Origin of the sequence: Pseudomonas sp. PvP028 (genome assembly GCF_017832255.1) — a bacterium.
Lineage (GTDB): Bacteria > Pseudomonadota > Gammaproteobacteria > Pseudomonadales > Pseudomonadaceae > Aquipseudomonas > Aquipseudomonas syringae.
Map to the genome: position 1 here is coordinate 2,654,144 of NZ_JAFIBL010000001.1, position 17,920 is coordinate 2,672,063.

Sequence of the window (17,920 nt, forward strand, 5' to 3'; positions counted from 1 at the left end):
TGAAAGGCCGATCAGTCCCGTCCTCGCAGCAACGTATTGGGCATCACCGCGGCTGCCGCAAGACCGAGCAACGAAATGGCCGCACTGGTGATCAGCAGGTTTCTGAAGGTCACTGCCAGTTCGGCGCGCAGAGTTTCCAGCGCCGGGCCGGTTGCCGCGTTAAGGCTGTCGAGCAGGACATTGCCGGAGCCGCCTTCGCCACCCAGTGCTCCTGCGCCAAGTTGGCCGACTCCGGTGTGTTGCAACATGGCCAACAGCAGCGCCGACATCAGTGCCACGCCCACTGCACCACCCAGTGAGCGGAACAGATTGGTCGTACTGGTGGCCACGCCCATATCCCGGAGCTGAACCGAATTCTGGGTGCCGACCAATGAGGTGGGGAACTGCATACCGGTCGCAACACCGGTGAGGATCATGAACAGGCTCATCACTATCAGCGATTGCGGCGGCGTGAAGGCCATGCCCAGAATCGCAACCGGCATCAACAGCGCACCGGTCAGGATCAGTGGCTTGTAACGCCCGGTATGCGCGGTGCGTCGCCCGGCGAAATAGGCACCCATCGGCATGCCGATAGCCAGTGGAAGCAAGTGCAGGGCGGCGCTGTCTGCGCCGCCCCCGGTAACGGTCTGATAACGCAGCGGCATCAGAACAATCAGGGAAATGGCCTGAAAACTGGTGAAGAACACGGTGCACCAGCACAGCACGGCACTCTTGTTGGTGAACAGATGCATGGGCAGCAAGGGTTCGGCTGTGCGACGTTCGTACCAGACGAAAATGGCCAGTGTCAGCAGGGCCGTGCCCAGTAACAACTGAACCTCGGTGTCGCCCAGACCATGCCCCTGGCCAATTTCGGTAATCCCCAGCAGCAGCGCTGTCAGGCCGATGATCATTAGCATGGTACCCAGGTAATCGATAATCGGCTTGCGTTGCGGGACTGGCAGGCCGACGAGGGTCCGATACGCGACGATCAGCGCGGCTGCTCCCAGAGGCAGATTGATCAGGAACACCCAGCGCCAGGACAGGTATTCGGTCATCAGGCCACCGAGTACCGGCCCGGCGACGCTGGCCACGGCGTACATGCTGCTGAAGTAACCCTGATAACGGCCGCGCTCGCGAGGTGGAACGATGTCGGCGATGATCGCCTGGCTGACCGAAACCATCCCGCCGGCGCCGATACCTTGAAGAACGCGCGCCAGCACCAGTTGTTCCATGCTCTGCGCCAGGCCACAGAACAGCGAAGCCAGGGTAAAAATCCCCAGCCCGAACAGCATCAGTTTACGTCGCCCGTAAAGATCGCCGAGCTTGCCGTAGATCGGCACGGCCACGGTCAGCGACACCATGTAGGCGGATATGACCCAGGCCAGGAGATCGATATCCCTGAATTGCGCAGAAATGGCGGGCATCGACACCGCGACGATGGTTTGGTCCAGCGCGCTGAGCAGGACTGCCATCATCAACGCAAACAGGATGCTGCGGATGGCCGGAGGCGTTTGATTAAGACTGGTCAAGGCAAAACCTGATGGCAGTGTTGACCCGCCGCAAGTGTGGCGGGAGAGTCTGGCCAGTCTAATCCGATAGCTTGCTAATCGATAGCTGCCTTTGTGCAATGGCAATGCGATTCACGCGGCGCGAGTCTCATCGCAAGGCGCTGAAGGTTGCATCGGTTGGCACGCAATGGCCAAACGTACAGCTGGAAACATAGGGGGCCTGGCGCGCCAGTTCGTTACGATAGGCACCGGCGCTGTAGACAGCCAATACCGCCAGAGCTCCTGCGACAACCATGCACTTTCTTGTTATTGCTTTCATGACGCACTCCTTACCTCGGCTACAGAGCAGTTTGAAAGGACTGATTAGAGTGTAGGACAAGGTTGGGTTTTGCGTCGGCGGCTTTATCGCTGCATGCCGCGTGTCGGACGAGCCGAAAGACGCGCTAGAATTCGCGCTTTGACGTATTGGCAGGGTTGAGAGACATGGCACGCAAGGAATACAACGGGTTTGAAGTGGTCTCGGCAGTCATGCCGTCCGAGCAGGGGTATAACGCGGCGATTGCCGTAAAGGCGCTGGGCGCCGGCGGCGCACCGCGCTTCCATGCGCTGCTGCCGGACCAGAAATTCAAGACCGCCGATGATGCCGACCTGGCCGCTGTGCAAGAGCTGCAGCGGCTGGTCGATATCGATGCAGAGGGCGAACCGGTGTGGGCTGACGCCTGATCAGGCGCCTGGGCGGAACATCTTGAACAGCGCTTCCGGGCCGAGCTGGAAGTAATCCGCCGGGCCGCCGCCGCGCAGAATCGGCTCGGCGGCGGCAGTGTCGTAAACGCCGTCCTTGAGCAGCGACTTGTCGATATGCACCGCCACCACTTCGCCGAGAATCAACCAGCTGGGCACCAACTCCTTGTCGGCACGCTGCAACTGAATGATCTGCGTGACCTTGCACTCGAACGACACCGGCGTTTCCAGTACACGCGGCACCGAGACGATCTGCGAGGCCAGTGGGGTCAGGTTTGCCAGTTCGAATTCGCTGACGTCCGGCGCCACCGGCGCGCAGCTCTGGTTCATGGCTTCGGCCAGCGAGCGGGTCGCCAGGTTCCAGACGAACTCGCCGGTTTGCTCGATATTATTGAGGCTGTCTTTGCGACCCACGCTGCAGAAGCCGATGATCGGCGGCACGTAGTTGAACGCGTTGAAGAAGCTGTAAGGTGCCAGGTTGAGTTTGCCGTTGGCATCCTGCGACGAAATCCAGCCAATCGGGCGTGGGCCTACAATCGCGTTGAACGGGTCGTGCGGCAGGCCGTGACCCTTGGATGGCTCGTAGGAGTGAATAGCGTCTGACATGCTCGGTTCCTGATGGGCTCAATAGTGGATGTCAGCATAGTGCTGCGCATTTGCAGAGGATGCCAGAGGGGCGTGCGTGTTTCATTCTGAGCCAGACATGAAGAAGCCCGACATCAGCCGGGCTTTGGGGGTGTTGCGTGAGCGATCAGCCCAGACGATTGGCGCCTACGCGATCTGCACCGTCTGCAGCAAGACGATTGGCACCGACGTGGTCTGCACCATCGGCAGCCTGACGGTTGGCACCGACGCGGTCTGCGCCATCAGCGGCGAGACGGTTGGCACCGACATGATCTGCGCCGTCCGCAGATACACGGATCGAGCCGACGTTAGTGTGTTTGGTGCCGCCTTCAGCAACGAGGGTGGTGCTGGACAGGTCGCTCTGAACGTGGGTGGCTGGAAGTGCAAATGCGCTCGAAGCCAGAACAGAGATAGCCAGGCCAAAGATCAGTGTGTTGATTTTCATGATGATGTCTCCAATGCGTGTCGGGTGAGTTGTCATCCCGGTATGGAGGCAATGCTACGCGCCAGCGGATTATTAAGAAGTTAATAGGATTGCTAGCGATCATCGCTGAAAATGATAGTTGGCTGTGATGCTCTGATTTCGGGCCTTTCAGCGGGGGTTGCATTATTGTGGTGCAATTCTTGAAAAGTCTTGTAATAAAGGCTCTTGACAAGTTAAAAGTGCAGTTCATTCAAGCGGTTATTGCTGAAAGTTGGCTAAATAGCGCACCGCCCTGTAACACTCTGTTGCAGGTGCTGCATGTAATGGATTGTTTTGGAGCGGCCGTTGTATCGATGCGGGCGATGATATTGATCGTTGTAAGTGAGCCTGAATGACTCTTCTGCCTGCGCGGAGTCCTCAGCGTTATACACACGTCTCGATAAGCCCGAAAAATGGAGTGAACGGGGCGGCGATCCCCATTGCTCACGAAGAGTCAGTAATAACGCTCTATTTCTGGAGACTGTACCGGCCTCTTCGCGAGCAAGCTCGCTCCCACGAGATTTGTATATAACGATGAGAGCGGAGCCTGGGCACGAGAATCGTCGGAATCCTTATCAGTCAGTTTCGATACGCGAGTGCTTGCGCGTGTCTTTCATGAACACATACACCAGCAGCGAGCAGGCAATACAGGCAGTGACGTACCAGTAGTAACCGGTCTCCATACCGATGCTCTTGAACCACAGCGCGATGTATTCCGCAGTGCCGCCGAAGATCGATACTGTCAGGGCGTAAGGCAGGCCGACGCCCAGCGCGCGGATCTCGGTCGGAAACAGCTCTGCCTTCACCACTGCGTTGATCGAGGTATAGCCGCTGACAATGATCAGTGCCGCCATGATCAGGAAGAACGCACCCCACCATGTCTGAATGGTATGCAGCGTGGTCAGGATCGGTACGGTACACAGCGTTCCCAGCACGCCGAACGCAATCAGGATCGGACGACGCCCGATCTTGTCGGACAGCGCACCAACGACCGGCTGCAACAGCATGAACAGAAACAGCGTCGCCGCTGATATCGACGTCGAGTCGGTGATGCTCATGCCGACGGTGTTGACCAGATACTTCTGCATATAAGTGGTGTAAGTGTAAAAAGCCAGCGTCCCGCCCATGGTCAGACCCACGACGGTCATCAGTTCCTTGGGATGACGCATCAGCGTGCGCATCAGGCTTTCCTTGGGCTTTTCCTTCTTCTTGCGCGTGAACGACTCGGTTTCTTCCATGCCGCGACGCAGAAACAGCGCGACGATTGCGCACAGTGCACCGATGACGAACGGGATACGCCAGCCCCAGGCATACAATTGCTCCGTGGTCAGCGTCTGTTGCAGAACGATCAGCACGCCCAGCGCGATGAGCTGGCCGGAAATCAGCGTGACGTACTGAAAGCTGGAGAAGAAGCCTCGACGTTCCTTGGTGGCCATTTCGCTGAGGTAGGTGGCGGACGTGCCGTATTCACCGCCGACAGACAGGCCCTGCAGCAAGCGGGCGAACACCAGCAGGATCGGAGCACCGACGCCGATGCTTTCATAGCCTGGTGTCAGGGCAATGATCAGCGAGCCGAAGCACATCAACAGCACCGATGCCATCAGCGCAGCCTTGCGCCCTTTGTAGTCGGCGTAAAGCCCCATCAGCCAGCCACCGATAGGCCGCATCAGAAAGCCGACGGCAAAGATCGCAGCGGTGTTGAGCAACTGGGCGGTGGTGTCGCCCTTGGGAAAGAAGGCTTTGGCGAAGTACAGCGAGAAGGCGGCGTAGACGTACCAGTCGTACCACTCGACCATGTTGCCGACCGAACCACTGAAAATCGATTTGAGACGGCTGGAGGTGGTTTTCTGGCCAGCGGCAGTAGCAGCCGACCCATGGGAGGCGGGATTGGAAGTTTCCATGGTGTTCCTTGTTTTTCATTATTTTTGGAAGGAGGCATTGGATGCCCTGCGTGTTACATAGCAGGAGCTGTGCCAGACCATGAGGGCTTGTTCTAGAGCGGTCGGGCGACTTTTATGAGCAAGAATCCGCTTATCTGCCCGGCAGGGGTAAGCGGATTCTTGCCGATCGAAGCGCTCGCAGCAGGGTCTTCTGATGGATTGCCGACAGAAGACCGCTCAAGCGCTCATTTTAGAGGAGATCAACAGCGCCGCCATGACGATGCTCAGCGTGCTGATGATCACCATGACTGTGTGCCTTGCATAAAACTGCCGAATCTTCTGCCGTGCAGGCGCTGTCTGAAACAGGTAGCGATAAGGCGACAGGGCGACCCACAGCACCACCAGCAGCAGATAAGCCAGCAGCGTGCGCGGGCCGTCAAGCACGTGGACAAGGCCCAGAAACAAAAACGGAAGCCCATGCCGCAAGACCAGCGCCTGGGCCCCGGGCCAGCTCAGCACCTTGGGCAGTAACTTGCTGCTCAGCCAGGCATCGGCAGGCTCTGCCAGAACCATCAGCGGACGCCATACACAGATAAAGATGAAGAAGCCGACGGTTGTCCAGAGCGGTGTCAGGAACAGCACGAGGACCCGCGTTCCCGGATTGTATTCCGTGCCTTCAGGCGCTAGTGGAGGCGCCAGCAACGCCAGCAGAAACGCGCCGATGTAGACCCAGATGAGCGGCGTGAAGTCGCTCTGCTCACGCATGAGTTTCCAGGCATTCAGGTGTGCTTCGGGGTAGCGCTTGAGGACGTCGGGGTAGTGGACGGTCAACTGCTCCTGAATATGCGCGCAGGCGTTCCACACCGAAGTGTCTTGCTTGACTGCGGTACGGATCCGCGCAGCCAGACGTGGCGGCTTGAACATCAAGTGCGCGGCCTTGCCTTCGGCAGTACTCGGTTTGGCATCGAGCAGGCGTTGCAGATGCTCGGCGTACTCCACTTCTTCGTATCGCTGGCGCAGTGTCTGCCAAAGGTCTTCAGGACCGGGGTGAAGGTTTTGCTGCAGGTTCCAGCCAAATACAGCGCGTGTCTGTTCCAGCAGGTCAGAGGTCACATGGTGGCTGGCAATCAGCAAGACCATGCACCTGCATTGCAAATGCTCGCGACGCTCCAGCTCTATCAGCCAGGGCTGCTGCTCCAGCGTCTGAAGTTCTTCAATGAAGCGCGCATGCTGCCCGCTCTCGATGAGTGCGCTGAACGCTTCGAACGCCTCGCGCAATATCGCCTCGGCCAAGGCGTGCTGCTGGTAGCTGCTGATATGAATGCTTTGCCATACCGTCAGCCAGCGCAGATGCTGAAATGCAGCTTTGATCAATTCGACGCGACGCGCCGAGTCGTTCAGGCACTCCAGCAGCAACAGTTGTTGAAAGCGCTCCGCCTGTCCATGCTCCATGGCGAGCTGCTGTTGCTCGGGCAGATTCTGCGCTGTGGTTTGCCTGACCTGTTGAAGCCAGTCCATGCCATCGGGCTGCTCGATAACGGTCGTTGTCAGAAGCGGGGCAGGCGAGGGCTCAGGCAAGGGCTGGCGCAGCATGACAGGCTGGTCGTCTTCATCTGCGCGCGATCGTGCCCGCTGCAGCGCCTCTTCATAGGCATCACGCAGATTCTGGAAGGCTACCGGGTCTTCATCTGGGCGGTTGACCTTCAGTAACCGGGCATATTGGCGTTTGATGCTGCGCTCGTCGGCATCGTTATTCAGCTCAAGTACGGACCAACAGTCGATCATCTTGCGCCCTGCTCGAACGTGTCGACTTCCTGTTTGAGTTGCTTGCGAATTTCGCTGATCTGCCGCTCGTCCTGCGTCTCCAGCACATGCTGGAACTGGGTGGTCCAGTGATCGATAAGTTCTCGATCGCTGCCCAGGCATTCCTGATACAGGCGTTCAAGTCTGGCGATCAGATGAGTATTGGCCTGCTGTTCGCGCGGATGGACTTTGAGCGCTTCAAGTACCTGAAGGCGTTCCTGTATTTCATCAGGCGTCATCACGCCTGGGTTGTTTTCGATGACCAGCTTGTGACGTTCCCCGGTCAACTGTGTCATCACGTCGGCCTCCAGCAGGCCGTTGTTGTCATAGGTAAAACGCACATCCAGCGCCACTTCGCCGGCCTTCGCCTTGGGGATCGGGATAATGAGCTCGCCCAGGGCGATGTTGTCCTTGACCATGCGGCTTTCGCCTTGAAAGATCCGCACCATAACGTGCTCTTGATCATCACTGACGGTCTGGACCGTTTTTACCCGGCTGACCGGTACGACACTGTTGCGTTCGATAATGGGCAGGTAATGACCGCTTTCATAGCGATTGCCAACTTGCGTGATGGTCTCGATCCCCAGTGTGTAAGGGCACACATCGGTCAGGACGATCTCCTCCAGCGCTGCGTCCCGTTGCTTGAGCGCCGCCTGCACCGCTGCGCCCTGAGCGACGATCTCATCGGGATTGAGTGCAATGGAAGGGAAGCGCCCGAACAGGCTCGCGGCAAGCTTGCGGATCAGTGGCATGCGCGTGGTGCCGCCCACCAGCAGAATCTCATCCAGATCGGCGACGCGTATCCGCGCGTCTCGAAGCGCACGCTCGGCCGGCGCACGAAGGCGGTTGAGCAGGGGCGCATAAAAATCGCTCATTTGCTCTTGAGTAATGGTTTTTCGCCATTCCCTGTCGGCGTGACGCAATACGAAGTCGGCACTCCCGTCCTGGCCCAAAGCCCTGCGCACCCGCTCGGCTTCGCGCCGCAAGGCCGGGGCAATCAGCTCCGTTGACGGGAAGTCCGGCTCATCGCGGTGCAGGTTCACAAAGTGCTCGACCATGACCTGATCGAAATCTTCACCCCCCAGAAAGTTGTCGCCCGCGCTGGCACGCACTTCCATCACGCCGTCGAAAAGTTCGAGGATCGAGATGTCGAAGGTACCGCCACCCAGGTCGAAGACCAGAAACGAGGTTTCGCCTTCCTTCTGGTGAAGGCCATACGCAAGTGCCGCCGCTGTTGGCTCGTTGATGAGCTTCTCGACCTTGAGCCCCGCCAGCTCCCCGGCGATACGCGTGGCTTTACGCTGCGCGTCGCTGAAATAGGCCGGGACGCTGATCACCGCTTCGGTGACAGGCTCGCCAAACGCGCGCTCGACATCAGCCTTCAGGCTTTTGAGCACCAGCGATGACAACTCTTCGGGGCGGTAAGTAGCAGATCCCAGGCGAATTTCTTGGGCGCTGCCCATGTAGCGCTTGAACAGGGCGGTGGTTTTTTCCGGGTGGGTCTGCAGGCGTTCGCGGGCTGCCTTGCCGACCAGGATCTGCCCGTCGTCGTCCAGCCCGACAACGCTGGGGGTGAGTGTTTCTCCCAATGCGTTGGTCACCAGCTCGCTGCTGCCGTCGCGCCATACGGCCACCAGGCTGTTGGTGGTGCCCAGATCAATACCGACGATCATCTCGAAAATGCTCCCTGCTCTAAGAGTGTTGCGATGTTTTGCGTGATTCTGAATCAAGGCAACCGGTGTTGTCTTGGTTTTATGCGTCGGTAGTGCCGGGATTCACTCATGCGTATCAGGCATCAGTGAATCCGCTGGCGTGATGAATTGATGCGAATCCATCCCCTTAGTGTTCGCCGCTACGGCTCACGGCCTTGTGCAGAATCGCGGCCAGATCGTCTCTGGAATAGGGTTTCTGCAACAGGTCGAAGCGATGTGTTTCGTCCTGAGCGATCGTCGCGAACTCAGTGCTGTACCCGGTGGTGAGAACCACCGGCATCCACGGGTAGCGCGCTTCGATTTCGGCGTACAGCTCCAGGCCACTCATGCCCGGCATAGCGATGTCCGAGAACACCACATGGAAGTTTTCCGGGTTGCCGGAAAGCTCTTTCAGCGCCTCGGCGGCACTGCTGACCCAGAGCACCTGAAAGCCCAGTTGCTCAAGCATGGGGCGGGTGTAGGTACCGATGTCCTGATTGTCCTCGACCATGAGCACGCATAGCCCGGGCAATGGGGTGAGCGTGTGGTGATGGTCTTCCTGGACGACTTCCTGATCCTGTGCGCTGGGCAGGCACAGGGTGAAGCGGCTGCCTTTGCCCAGCTCGCTTTCAACCAGCACTTCACCGCCCGACTGCTTGGCAAACCCGAATACCTGCGACAAACCCAGCCCGGTGCCCTGGCCGACACTCTTGGTGGTATAGAACGGTTCGAAGATCAGGCCCAGTTTTTCCTTGGCAATACCTGCGCCGGTATCGGTCAGCGATACCTTTACATAGTCACCCGCGCTGTGTGAGGCCGGCTGGTCTGCAGTGCAGTGGGCAGCGCATTCAACCTTTATGATCAGCTTACCCGCGCCGGACATTGCATCGCGGGCGTTGACCACCATGTTGACCAGCGCAGTATCGAACTGGCTGCCGTCGGCGAAGATAAAGCACGGTCCGGCAGGCAGGTCGATGCTGACCTGAATACGCGCGCCGGTCAGCGTGTCCATCATCTCGCCGATGCGCGCCACACTCTTGCACACATCGAACACTTCCGGCTGCAAGGCCTGACGGCGGGCGAACGCCAGCAGCTGTCCGGTCAGGCGTGCGGCCCGGTCGACCGTGCTAGAGATGGCCTCGACGTACTTCACACGACGGTGCTCTTCAAGGTTCGATGACCTCAGCAGGTCGCTGCAGGAGCGGATCACGGTCAGCAGGTTGTTGAAATCATGCGCCACGCCACCGGTGAGTTGACCGATGGCTTCCAGCTTCTGCGCCTGATGCAGGGCGTCCTGCGAAAGCCGCAGCGCTTCATTGGCCTCTTCCTCGGCCTGAATGTCACGGCCGACGGCATGGATGAATTGCTTGTCCGGCACGGCAGTCCAGGAGATGGTCCGGTACGAGCCGTCCTGATGACGATAGCGATTCTTGAAGTGCGGAATCGTGCGGCCGCTCTCCAGCCCACTCATGGCGGCCAGCGTGCTGTCCACGTCTTCAGGGTGCACCAGTGCCAGAAACTGGCTGTCGAGCAGTTGCTCTTCCGACCAGCCGAGGGCTTGCGTCCATGCCGGATTGACTGCCGAGATGATCCCGTCGAACTGCGCCACCAGCATCAGGTCGGTCGACAGCCGCCAGATGCGGTCACGGTCCTGGGTGCGTTCGACCACGCGCTGTTCAAGGGTCTCGTTGAGCGACAGCAGGGCTTCTTCAGCGTCTCTGAGCTGGGTCATGTCCCTGGAAACACAGAGAATCTTCTCCGGTTTGCCGTCCTTGCCGAAAATCGGGCTGACCTGCACATGCCACCACTTGGTGGTGCCCGCCAGGGTCTGCGCCGAGCCGGTGAAACTGGCGTTCTGGCCCGCTCGTGCCGCGTCAACCGCAGCAATGGCGTCCAGATTGCCCTGGTCCTGCCAGAAGTCAGGCCAGGGGCAGCCGCGAATCGCGTTGAAATCGCTGACCTCCATGATCCGCTGACCGCCTTCACTCATGAAGGTCAGGCGCGAATCGAGGTCTAGCACCTTGATGCAGTCGTTGATGCTCGACAGCACACGGTCGGTGAACGCTTCGTTCTCCGACTGACGGACTTCGGCCATGACCTGCAAGGTGGTCTCGTTGACCCGGCAGAACACACCTTCGATCAGGCCGCTATCGCCATACAGCGGCGAATAGGACAGCGACCACCAGGTCTGCTCGGGCTTGCCATTGCGCACGATGGTGCGCTGAATATTGTCAGACCGGCGGCTTTGTCCGGCCAGCGCCTGCTCGGCGAGCGGCCGCACGGCTTCCCAGGCATCGCCCCAGACCGAGGCAATGGGCTGCCCCTGCGCCTGTCGGGCGGCAATCGGCAGGACCTGAGAGTAAGCGTCATTGAAAAACAGGGTGTAGTCAGGTCCCCAGAGCAGGTACATGCTGTCCGGGCAACTGAGCATCAGATTCATTGAAGACAGTAGCGCTGCGGGCCATGCATGCTTGGGTCCCAGCGCGGACGTCGACCAGTCCGTCTCTCGGATAAACCGACCCATTTCGCCGCCTCCCAAGGGGAGGTCGAGGGGAGTATTCACGGTAGAAAATGCCCCATCTTTCGGACTGTCAAAGTGAGCTGGGTAACCAGGCGGCCATGATGTCATTATGCCTCACAAGTATCCAGCCATCACGACCTCATATAGCCGTGAACAGTATGCAGACCCGGCGCTGCGGGAAATGTTCGGTTATCGCCGGAACAAGCTGTACGGAATGTGCGCAGCCCTCATTCAAGGAACGTTTCGCGTACCAGAGCATGGCGCTGCATCTTCTCGTTCAGCGTCCGCCGCGGCAGTTGCAACTCATTGAGCACCGCCTTGATGTCGCCTTTATGACGGGCCAGCGAAGCGCGCAGGCATTGTGCTTCGAAGGCTTCCTGACGCGCCGCCAGCGAGTGCCCTGCCGATTGGGTATCAGATTGCGGCAGGGCGTGCTCCAGACCCAAAGCCTGCCGTTCGGCGGCATTGGCCAGCTCGCGCACGTTGCCTGGCCAGTCATGGCCCAGCAGGCGGCTCAGATGAGCTGCGTCCAGCGCGGGCGGTTCCCTGCCCACGCGTTCGGCGGCGGCGCGGGCGAAGTGGCTGAACAGTTGCGCGATGTCTTCAAGGCGCTCGCGCAGCGGCGGCAAGCGTAGCTCGGCAACGTTGAGGCGGTAGGCCAGATCTTCGCGGAAGCGCCCGGCACGCGCCTCTTCGAGAAGATCAGGCTTGGTCGCGGCAATGATTCGCAGATCGACGTCGATACTCTGATTCGAGCCCAGCCGCTCAAGGCGCTTGTCCTGCAGAACGCGCAGCAGCTTGACCTGTTGCGCCATCGGCATGCTCTCGATTTCATCGAGGAACACCGTGCCGCCGTCGGCATACTCCAGGCGACCGATGCGCTTGCCCTGCGCACCGGTGAAGGCGCCGCTTTCGTGGCCGAACAGCTCGGCTTCGAACAGGTGTTCCGGGATGGCCGCGCAGTTGAGTGCAACAAAAGGTCTGGCGGCGCGCGGACCGAAATCGTGCAGGCAGCGCGCCACCAGTTCCTTGCCGCTGCCGGTTTCCCCGCGAATGATCACGTTGACCGGCAGTTGCGCCAGTTCCAGCACCTGGCGGCGCAGTGTCTGCATGCCGGGTGATACGCCGAGCAGCGTGGCGTCCAGCCGGGTTCTGGCATCGGCCTGCTCGTGCAGGCGGCGGTTTTCCAGCACCAGTTGGCGTTTCTCGAGGGCGCGCCGCAGGTTGCTGATCAAGGTTTCCGGGCTGAACGGTTTTTCCAGAAAGTCATAGGCCCCCTCGCGCATCGCCTCCACGGCCATCGGCACATCGCCATGGCCGGTCAGGAGGATGACCGGCAGGTCGCGGTCTGCGCCTTGCAACCGGGTCAGCAGCTCCAGGCCGCTCATGCCCGGCATGCGCACATCGGTCAGCACGACGCCGGGGAAGTGCTCAGGCAGGTGGGCCAGGCACTCTTCGGCGCGGGCGAAGACTTGCACCTCGAACCCCGACAGCGTCAGCCATTGTTCGACGGCTTGCCGAATGGGCGCCTCGTCGTCTACCACGATGACCGAATTCAACATGCCGGGTCAGGCCTCCAGAAAGTCGTTGGGCAAGCTGAACCAGAACTCGGCACCGTCCGCATGGTTTTGCGCCGTCAGTTGCCCGCCCAGTTCATGAATGATGGCGTACGACACAGCCAGGCCAAGGCCCAGGCCGTCGCCTACCGGTTTGGTGGTGAAGAACGGATCGAAAATGCTGGGCAGATTTTCCGCGGCGATCCCGCTTCCGTTATCCCTGACGCTGAGCCGCCAATAGTTGTCGACGGCGTCGATACGCACTTCAAGATGCCTGGAGCGGCAATCGCGCATGGCGTCCAGTGCATTGCGCAGCAGGTTTATCATTACCTGTTCCAGGCGGATGGCGTCGCCGCGCACCCATGCCGGGCGAGCCAGATGAAGGACGCAGTCGACGTGTTCCTCGCGCAGGCGCGGGTCAAGCAACAGCAAAGCCTGATCGACAACCGTGGCCAGGTCCAGCCTCTCGCGCAGGCCGCTGGGGCTCTTACGCGCGAAGGTCTTCAGGTGGCTGGTCAAGGCGGCCATGCGTGTCAGTTGCTGATCGACTGGAACCAGCGCTTTACAGGCTTCATCGATGCGGCCCTGATCGAGCAGCAGTCGCAGGGTCGCCAGTTGCATGCGCTGGGCGGTTAGCGGCTGGTTGATTTCGTGGGCCAGTGCTGCCGACATCTGCCCCAGCGCCGCCAGTTTGGCCGACTGCACCAGACCGTCCTGCGCGGTTTGCAGATCACGCGTGCGCGCTTGCACCAGGCGCTCAAGTTCATCCCGGTTGCGCTCCCTCAATCGCGCCAGTCGCCAGCGCTGATAGAGAAACAGGCTCAGAAATACCAGCGCCAGCCAGATGCCTGCGGCGGCCAGTCCTGCATTGCGAACGTCCTCACTGGAGGGGGGCGGCTTGCGCAACAGGTGCAGGGTCCAGTTTTCGTCGGTAAGGGGCAGCGACTGCCAGAGATAATCCGTGGTGCCGTACGGGCCGTCGACACGGCTCAAATGGCTGTTTTCGCTGAAGCTGTCGATGACCCGGCTGCGCAGCGGTGACAATACCTGCTTGTCGTACTGGCGGGTGCGCAACAGGATGGCACGGTCTTCCATCGAGATCGGCAGCAGCTCGCGATAACGCCAGCCTGGTTGATTGGCGATAAATACGATGCCTTTCTCATCGCTGACCAGCAGCAGGTCCTCACCCTGATCCCATTCCTGCTCAAGGCTGGGGAACTCCAGTTTGACGACCATTGCCCCCATGAACCCACCGGTATCGTTCAAGACCGCGCTGGACAGAAAGTACCCCGGAATTCCGGTGGTCACACCGACCGCATAAAAGCGCCCGGTGCCCTTGGCGCGGGTTTGCAGGAAGTAGGGTCGAAAAGCGTAGTTGTGGCCGACATAGCTATTGGGCGTACGCCAGTTGCTCGCGCCAATCGCCAGACCATGCCGGTCGAGCAACTCCAGCGTCGACGAATGAGCCGCGCTGTTGATTTTTTCCAGCTTGAGGTTGAGTGCGTTCTGCACCTCACCGGTTACCGGGCCGCTCAGCGCGGCACGAATTTCCGGGTCCAGCGCCAGCACGGAGGGCAGGGCGCGATAGCGCTCGATCAGGGTGTGCAGGGTATTGGCATACAGTGCCAACTGTCCTTCGGCACGTGCGGCATCTTCCGACATTGCGTGACGCTGCGCCTGACGCATCGCTAGCCCGGCGCACAGGGCTGCACCGGCCAGAATCAGCAGCACGTACAGGGTAATGCGCCAGTAGCGATGCTTGAGCGTCATGTCGCAGCCTGATTGAACCCTGCTGGCGCGTTCCCGAGCGAATGCTCACGAACGCGCCACGCGCAGGGTTTACAACAGATTGAAGGTCGCTTCTTTCACTGCTTGCGAGTCCAGGCCGATCATGACCTTGAATTCGCCAGGTTCTGCCACGTGCTTAAGCTCGGTGTTGTAGAACTTCAGGTCGTCTTCACTGAGGGTGAAGGTCACGACTTTTTCTTCTCCGGGCTCGAGCATCACTTTTTCGAAGTTTTTCAGTTCTTTTACCGGACGGCTGATCGACGCCGCTACGTCATGCAGGTACAACTGCACAACAGTTGCACCGGCAACCTTGCCGGTATTTTTCACGGTCACGCTGGCAGTCAGCTTGCCTTTGCGGGTCATGTTGGCGTCCGACAACGTGATGTCCGAGACGTCGAACTGGGTGTAGCTCAGACCATAACCGAACGGGTACAGCGGGCCATTGGGCTCCTCGAAATAGTGCGAGGTGTAGTTGCCTGGCTTGCCTTCGTGATACGGACGGCCGGTGTTCAGGTGCGCATAGTAGACCGGCAGTTGACCGATCGAGCGAGGAAACGTCATGGCTAGCTTGCCCGACGGGTTGTAGTCGCCGAACAGCACATCAGCCACTGCGTTGCCGCCTTCGGTGCCCGGGAACCAGGTTTCGAGCATGGCGTCGGCCTGTTCCTGTTCGTCGACCAGAACCAGCGGACGGCCGTTCATCAGTACCAGCACCAGTGGTTTGCCAGTGGCCTTGAGCGCCTTGATCAGGTCGCGCTGTTTGCCCGGAATGTTCAGGCTGCTGCGGCTGGCCGATTCATGCGACATGCCACGCGACTCGCCGACCACGGCAACGATCACATCGGCCTGCTCGGCGACCTTGACCGCTTCGTCGATCATTTCCTGGGCCGGACGCGGGTCGATCTCTACTTCCTTCTCGATGAAGTTCAGGTAGTTGAGGACGTGTTCGTTGTCACTGACGTTGGCACCGCGCGCGTAAACCAGCTTGGCCTTGTCGCCGACTGCGTTGGCCAGCCCTTCATACACCGTCACCGACTGGTTGGGACGACCCGCTGCCGACCAGCTGCCGAGCATGTCGAGGTGACTTTGCGCCAGTCCGCCGATCACTGCGATGGTGCCTTGCTTCTTCAGCGGCAGTGTCTCGTTCTGGTTTTTCAGCAGCACCAGCGTCTTGCGCGCCACATCTCGAGCTTCGGCACGGTGCAGGCGGTCATCGGAATAGGTGTCGGCCGGATCTTCGGCAGCGACACCGATGCGACCGTAAGGCGAGGCGAACAGGCCCATGTCGTACTTGGCACCCAGCACTTCACGCACGGCGTTGTCGATTTCCTTCATGGAAACCTCGCCGTCTTTCACCAGACCGGGCAACTGCTCGCCATAGGCCGCGTCGTTCATACTCAGGTCGACGCCCGCCTTGATCGCCAGCTTGGCGGCCTCGCGGAAATCCTTGGCCACACCGTGATCGATCAGTTCCTTGAGCGCGCCGTGGTCGCTGATGGTCACGCCCTTGAAGCCCCAGTCCTTGCGCAACAGGTCCTGCATCAACCATTTGTTGGAGGTCGACGGGACACCGTTGATCGAGTTGAGCGCGACCATGATGCCGCCGGCGCCGGCATCGATGCCGGCCTTGTAGGGCGGCAGGTAGTCCTGGTACATGCGCGTCATGCTCATGTCCACGGTGTTGTAGTCGCGTCCGCCTTCTACCGCGCCATACAGGGCGAAGTGTTTGACGGCGGCCATGATGCTGTCGTTGGCTGCGACGTTCTTGCCCTGGAAGGACCTGACCATCACATCGGAAATGCGTGACACCAGGTAGGTGTCTTCACCGAAACCTTCGGAACTGCGGCCCCAGCGAGGGTCGCGGGAAATATCCACCATGGGGGCGAAGGTCATGTCGATACTGTCGGCACTGGCTTCTTTGGCCGAGACCCGGCCCATCAGTGCGATGGCGTCCATGTCCCAGCTGGCGGCCATGCCCAGGCTGATCGGGAAAATCGTGCGATGGCCGTGAACCACGTCATAGGCAAAGAACATCGGAATTTTCAGACGGCTCTTGGCGACTGCGGCTTCCTGCAGCGGGCGATTTTCCGAACGGGTAATGGAGTTGAACGTGCCGCCGATTCTTCCGGCGGCAATTTCCTTGAGAATTTGCGGCTGTGGCATTTCCGAACTGATACTGATGAGTCGTAATTGACCGATCTTTTCGTCCAGAGTCATTTGTTTCATGAGTTTGCCGATGAAGGCATTCTTGGCCTGAAGCGTTGTATTGTCCGTGGCGGCAGCGTTCTGGGCCATCACCGACTGACTGGCCATACCGACCAGCAAACCTAATAAACACAGCTTATTCATGAATGATTTCTCAAGGCTTTTGTCAGTAACTCGCGTTTAATGTCCGACAGCCAGTTTTTGGGTTATGGACCTTTGGCGTTATGGTTCGCACGGGATGCCAGGATAGTTGCCATCCGCTTCACTGTACGAAGTCTCCCCAAGGTGTGTACGAAAATGGCGGTTTGATTGATTTTTGTACAGACCCTGTTCGATCAAATAATGACCGCATCAGGTGTTGGCGATGGATTATGCCGGGGAACTTGTGTTTTGGCTAAGGCGCGTCGTTTCAATGGATTCAAAAAAACACCGGAGGTCTGGATTTTGAAGTCTGTTTCACAGTGGTTGTTGTACGTGGTGATGCTGTTGGGAGGGTTATTGCGTGCCGAGGCAGAGCCATCAGCACTGGTTTTTCCGCCGATGACCGGCAGTGTGGTGGACGCCGCACAAATGCTCGACAGCCAGACTACGGTTCGTCTGGCCAGACTTCTGAGCGCCCATGAAAAGGCGACCGGGGAGCGGGTGGTGGTCGTAACCCTCGCTGATCTGCAGGGCACGAGCATCGAAGAGTTCGGCTCTCGACTCGGTGACGCCTGGGGCCTGGGGCTGCATGGCAAGGATGACAGTGTTCTGCTGGTGGTCTATCGCGACAAGCGCAAGGTGTTCATGGAGGTCGGCGATGTGCTGAAGGATCGTCTCAATGACGCCCAGGCCTCTCTGATCATCGACATGCTGATGACCCCCGAGTTTGACGACAACCGGTTTGCCGTCGGTATAGAGCGCGGTACGCGCGCGGTTATCGCGGCATTGGGCGGGCAGATACCCGATTATCCTGAACCGAAAAGACAGATGTCCGAAGTTGACGAGCAGACCAATGACGACCAGGTCTGGCTGATCGGAATCGTGTTGACCCTCATCGTGCTGGGGATTGTAATCATCAGTGTCAGACGCGGCGGCGCCACCCGGCCTGCCCGTGAAAGAGCCGCTGATCGCAGTGGCGGACGTTTCGGCGGCGGCGGTGCTTCAGGCAACTGGTAGTTG

General features: G+C 59.5%; 14 protein-coding genes. 3 read left to right on the top strand and 11 right to left on the bottom strand.

Going from position 1 to position 17,920, the window contains the following annotated elements; genetic code table 11:
• Positions 1-11: 11 nt before the first annotated feature.
• Together JOE34_RS11865 and JOE34_RS11870 are read right to left on the bottom strand one after the other, a co-directional pair.
• Positions 12-1,508, bottom strand: a complete 1,497-nt coding sequence (locus tag JOE34_RS11865) for an MDR family MFS transporter (protein WP_198705820.1) — start codon at positions 1,506-1,508, stop codon at positions 12-14.
• 127 nt (positions 1,509-1,635) lie between these two features.
• Complete coding sequence (locus JOE34_RS11870; RefSeq protein WP_004416346.1) at positions 1,636-1,806, bottom strand: hypothetical protein; 171 nt, start codon at positions 1,804-1,806, stop codon at positions 1,636-1,638.
• A 164-nt stretch (positions 1,807-1,970) separates the two neighbouring features.
• Here JOE34_RS11870 and JOE34_RS11875 point away from each other — a divergent pair, with 164 nt between their 5' ends.
• On the top strand, positions 1,971-2,210 hold the full coding sequence (locus tag JOE34_RS11875) for a hypothetical protein (protein ID WP_003406313.1): 240 nt from the start codon (positions 1,971-1,973) through the stop codon (positions 2,208-2,210).
• On the opposite strand, the gene JOE34_RS11880 is transcribed toward JOE34_RS11875, so the two are convergent.
• Positions 2,211-2,834 (bottom strand): flavin reductase family protein, encoded by a 624-nt coding sequence (locus JOE34_RS11880; RefSeq protein ID WP_003406312.1) that lies wholly within the window; start codon positions 2,832-2,834, stop codon positions 2,211-2,213.
• A 145-nt stretch (positions 2,835-2,979) separates the two neighbouring features.
• Positions 2,980-3,297 carry a hypothetical protein gene (locus JOE34_RS11885; protein ID WP_065088273.1) on the bottom strand — a complete coding sequence of 106 codons (318 nt, stop codon included), beginning with the start codon at positions 3,295-3,297 and terminating at the stop codon, positions 2,980-2,982.
• Positions 3,298-3,476: 179 nt separating this feature from the next.
• On the opposite strand from JOE34_RS11885, the gene JOE34_RS11890 reads away from it, so the two are divergent.
• The gene (locus JOE34_RS11890; RefSeq protein WP_161948490.1) at positions 3,477-3,671 is read left to right on the top strand and encodes a hypothetical protein; all 195 of its coding nucleotides are present in this window, start codon (positions 3,477-3,479) and stop codon (positions 3,669-3,671) included.
• A gap of 219 nt (positions 3,672-3,890) precedes the next feature.
• On the opposite strand, the gene JOE34_RS11895 is transcribed toward JOE34_RS11890, so the two are convergent.
• The 7 genes from JOE34_RS11895 to bglX all read right to left on the bottom strand — a co-directional run bounded on the left by JOE34_RS11895 (position 3,891) and on the right by bglX (position 16,903).
• Positions 3,891-5,216 carry an MFS transporter gene (locus tag JOE34_RS11895; protein ID WP_003395916.1) on the bottom strand — a complete coding sequence of 442 codons (1,326 nt, stop codon included), beginning with the start codon at positions 5,214-5,216 and terminating at the stop codon, positions 3,891-3,893.
• A 216-nt stretch (positions 5,217-5,432) separates the two neighbouring features.
• Positions 5,433-6,980: a J domain-containing protein gene (locus tag JOE34_RS11900; protein ID WP_209995789.1), complete on the bottom strand. Its 1,548-nt coding sequence runs from the start codon at positions 6,978-6,980 to the stop codon at positions 5,433-5,435.
• Positions 6,977-8,671 carry a molecular chaperone HscC gene (locus tag JOE34_RS11905; protein ID WP_004416350.1) on the bottom strand — a complete coding sequence of 565 codons (1,695 nt, stop codon included), beginning with the start codon at positions 8,669-8,671 and terminating at the stop codon, positions 6,977-6,979. Before JOE34_RS11905 ends, JOE34_RS11900 begins: the two co-directional genes overlap by 4 nt.
• A 166-nt stretch (positions 8,672-8,837) precedes the next feature.
• The gene (locus tag JOE34_RS11910) at positions 8,838-11,213 is read right to left on the bottom strand and encodes a PAS domain-containing protein (RefSeq protein ID WP_209995797.1); all 2,376 of its coding nucleotides are present in this window, start codon (positions 11,211-11,213) and stop codon (positions 8,838-8,840) included.
• A 224-nt stretch (positions 11,214-11,437) separates the two neighbouring features.
• Positions 11,438-12,772, bottom strand: coding sequence for a sigma-54 dependent transcriptional regulator (locus JOE34_RS11915; protein WP_003395903.1), 1,335 nt, complete (start codon positions 12,770-12,772; stop codon positions 11,438-11,440).
• A gap of 6 nt (positions 12,773-12,778) precedes the next feature.
• Positions 12,779-14,536 carry an ATP-binding protein gene (locus JOE34_RS11920; RefSeq protein WP_209995799.1) on the bottom strand — a complete coding sequence of 586 codons (1,758 nt, stop codon included), beginning with the start codon at positions 14,534-14,536 and terminating at the stop codon, positions 12,779-12,781.
• 69 nt (positions 14,537-14,605) lie between these two features.
• Positions 14,606-16,903, bottom strand: coding sequence for a beta-glucosidase BglX (bglX, locus tag JOE34_RS11925; RefSeq protein ID WP_004416359.1), 2,298 nt, complete (start codon positions 16,901-16,903; stop codon positions 14,606-14,608).
• A gap of 336 nt (positions 16,904-17,239) precedes the next feature.
• Between bglX and JOE34_RS11930 the strand changes: the two genes are divergently transcribed.
• Entirely contained in the window at positions 17,240-17,917 is a 678-nt protein-coding gene (locus tag JOE34_RS11930; protein WP_050511528.1) for a TPM domain-containing protein, read from the top strand.
• Positions 17,918-17,920 lie beyond the last annotated feature (3 nt).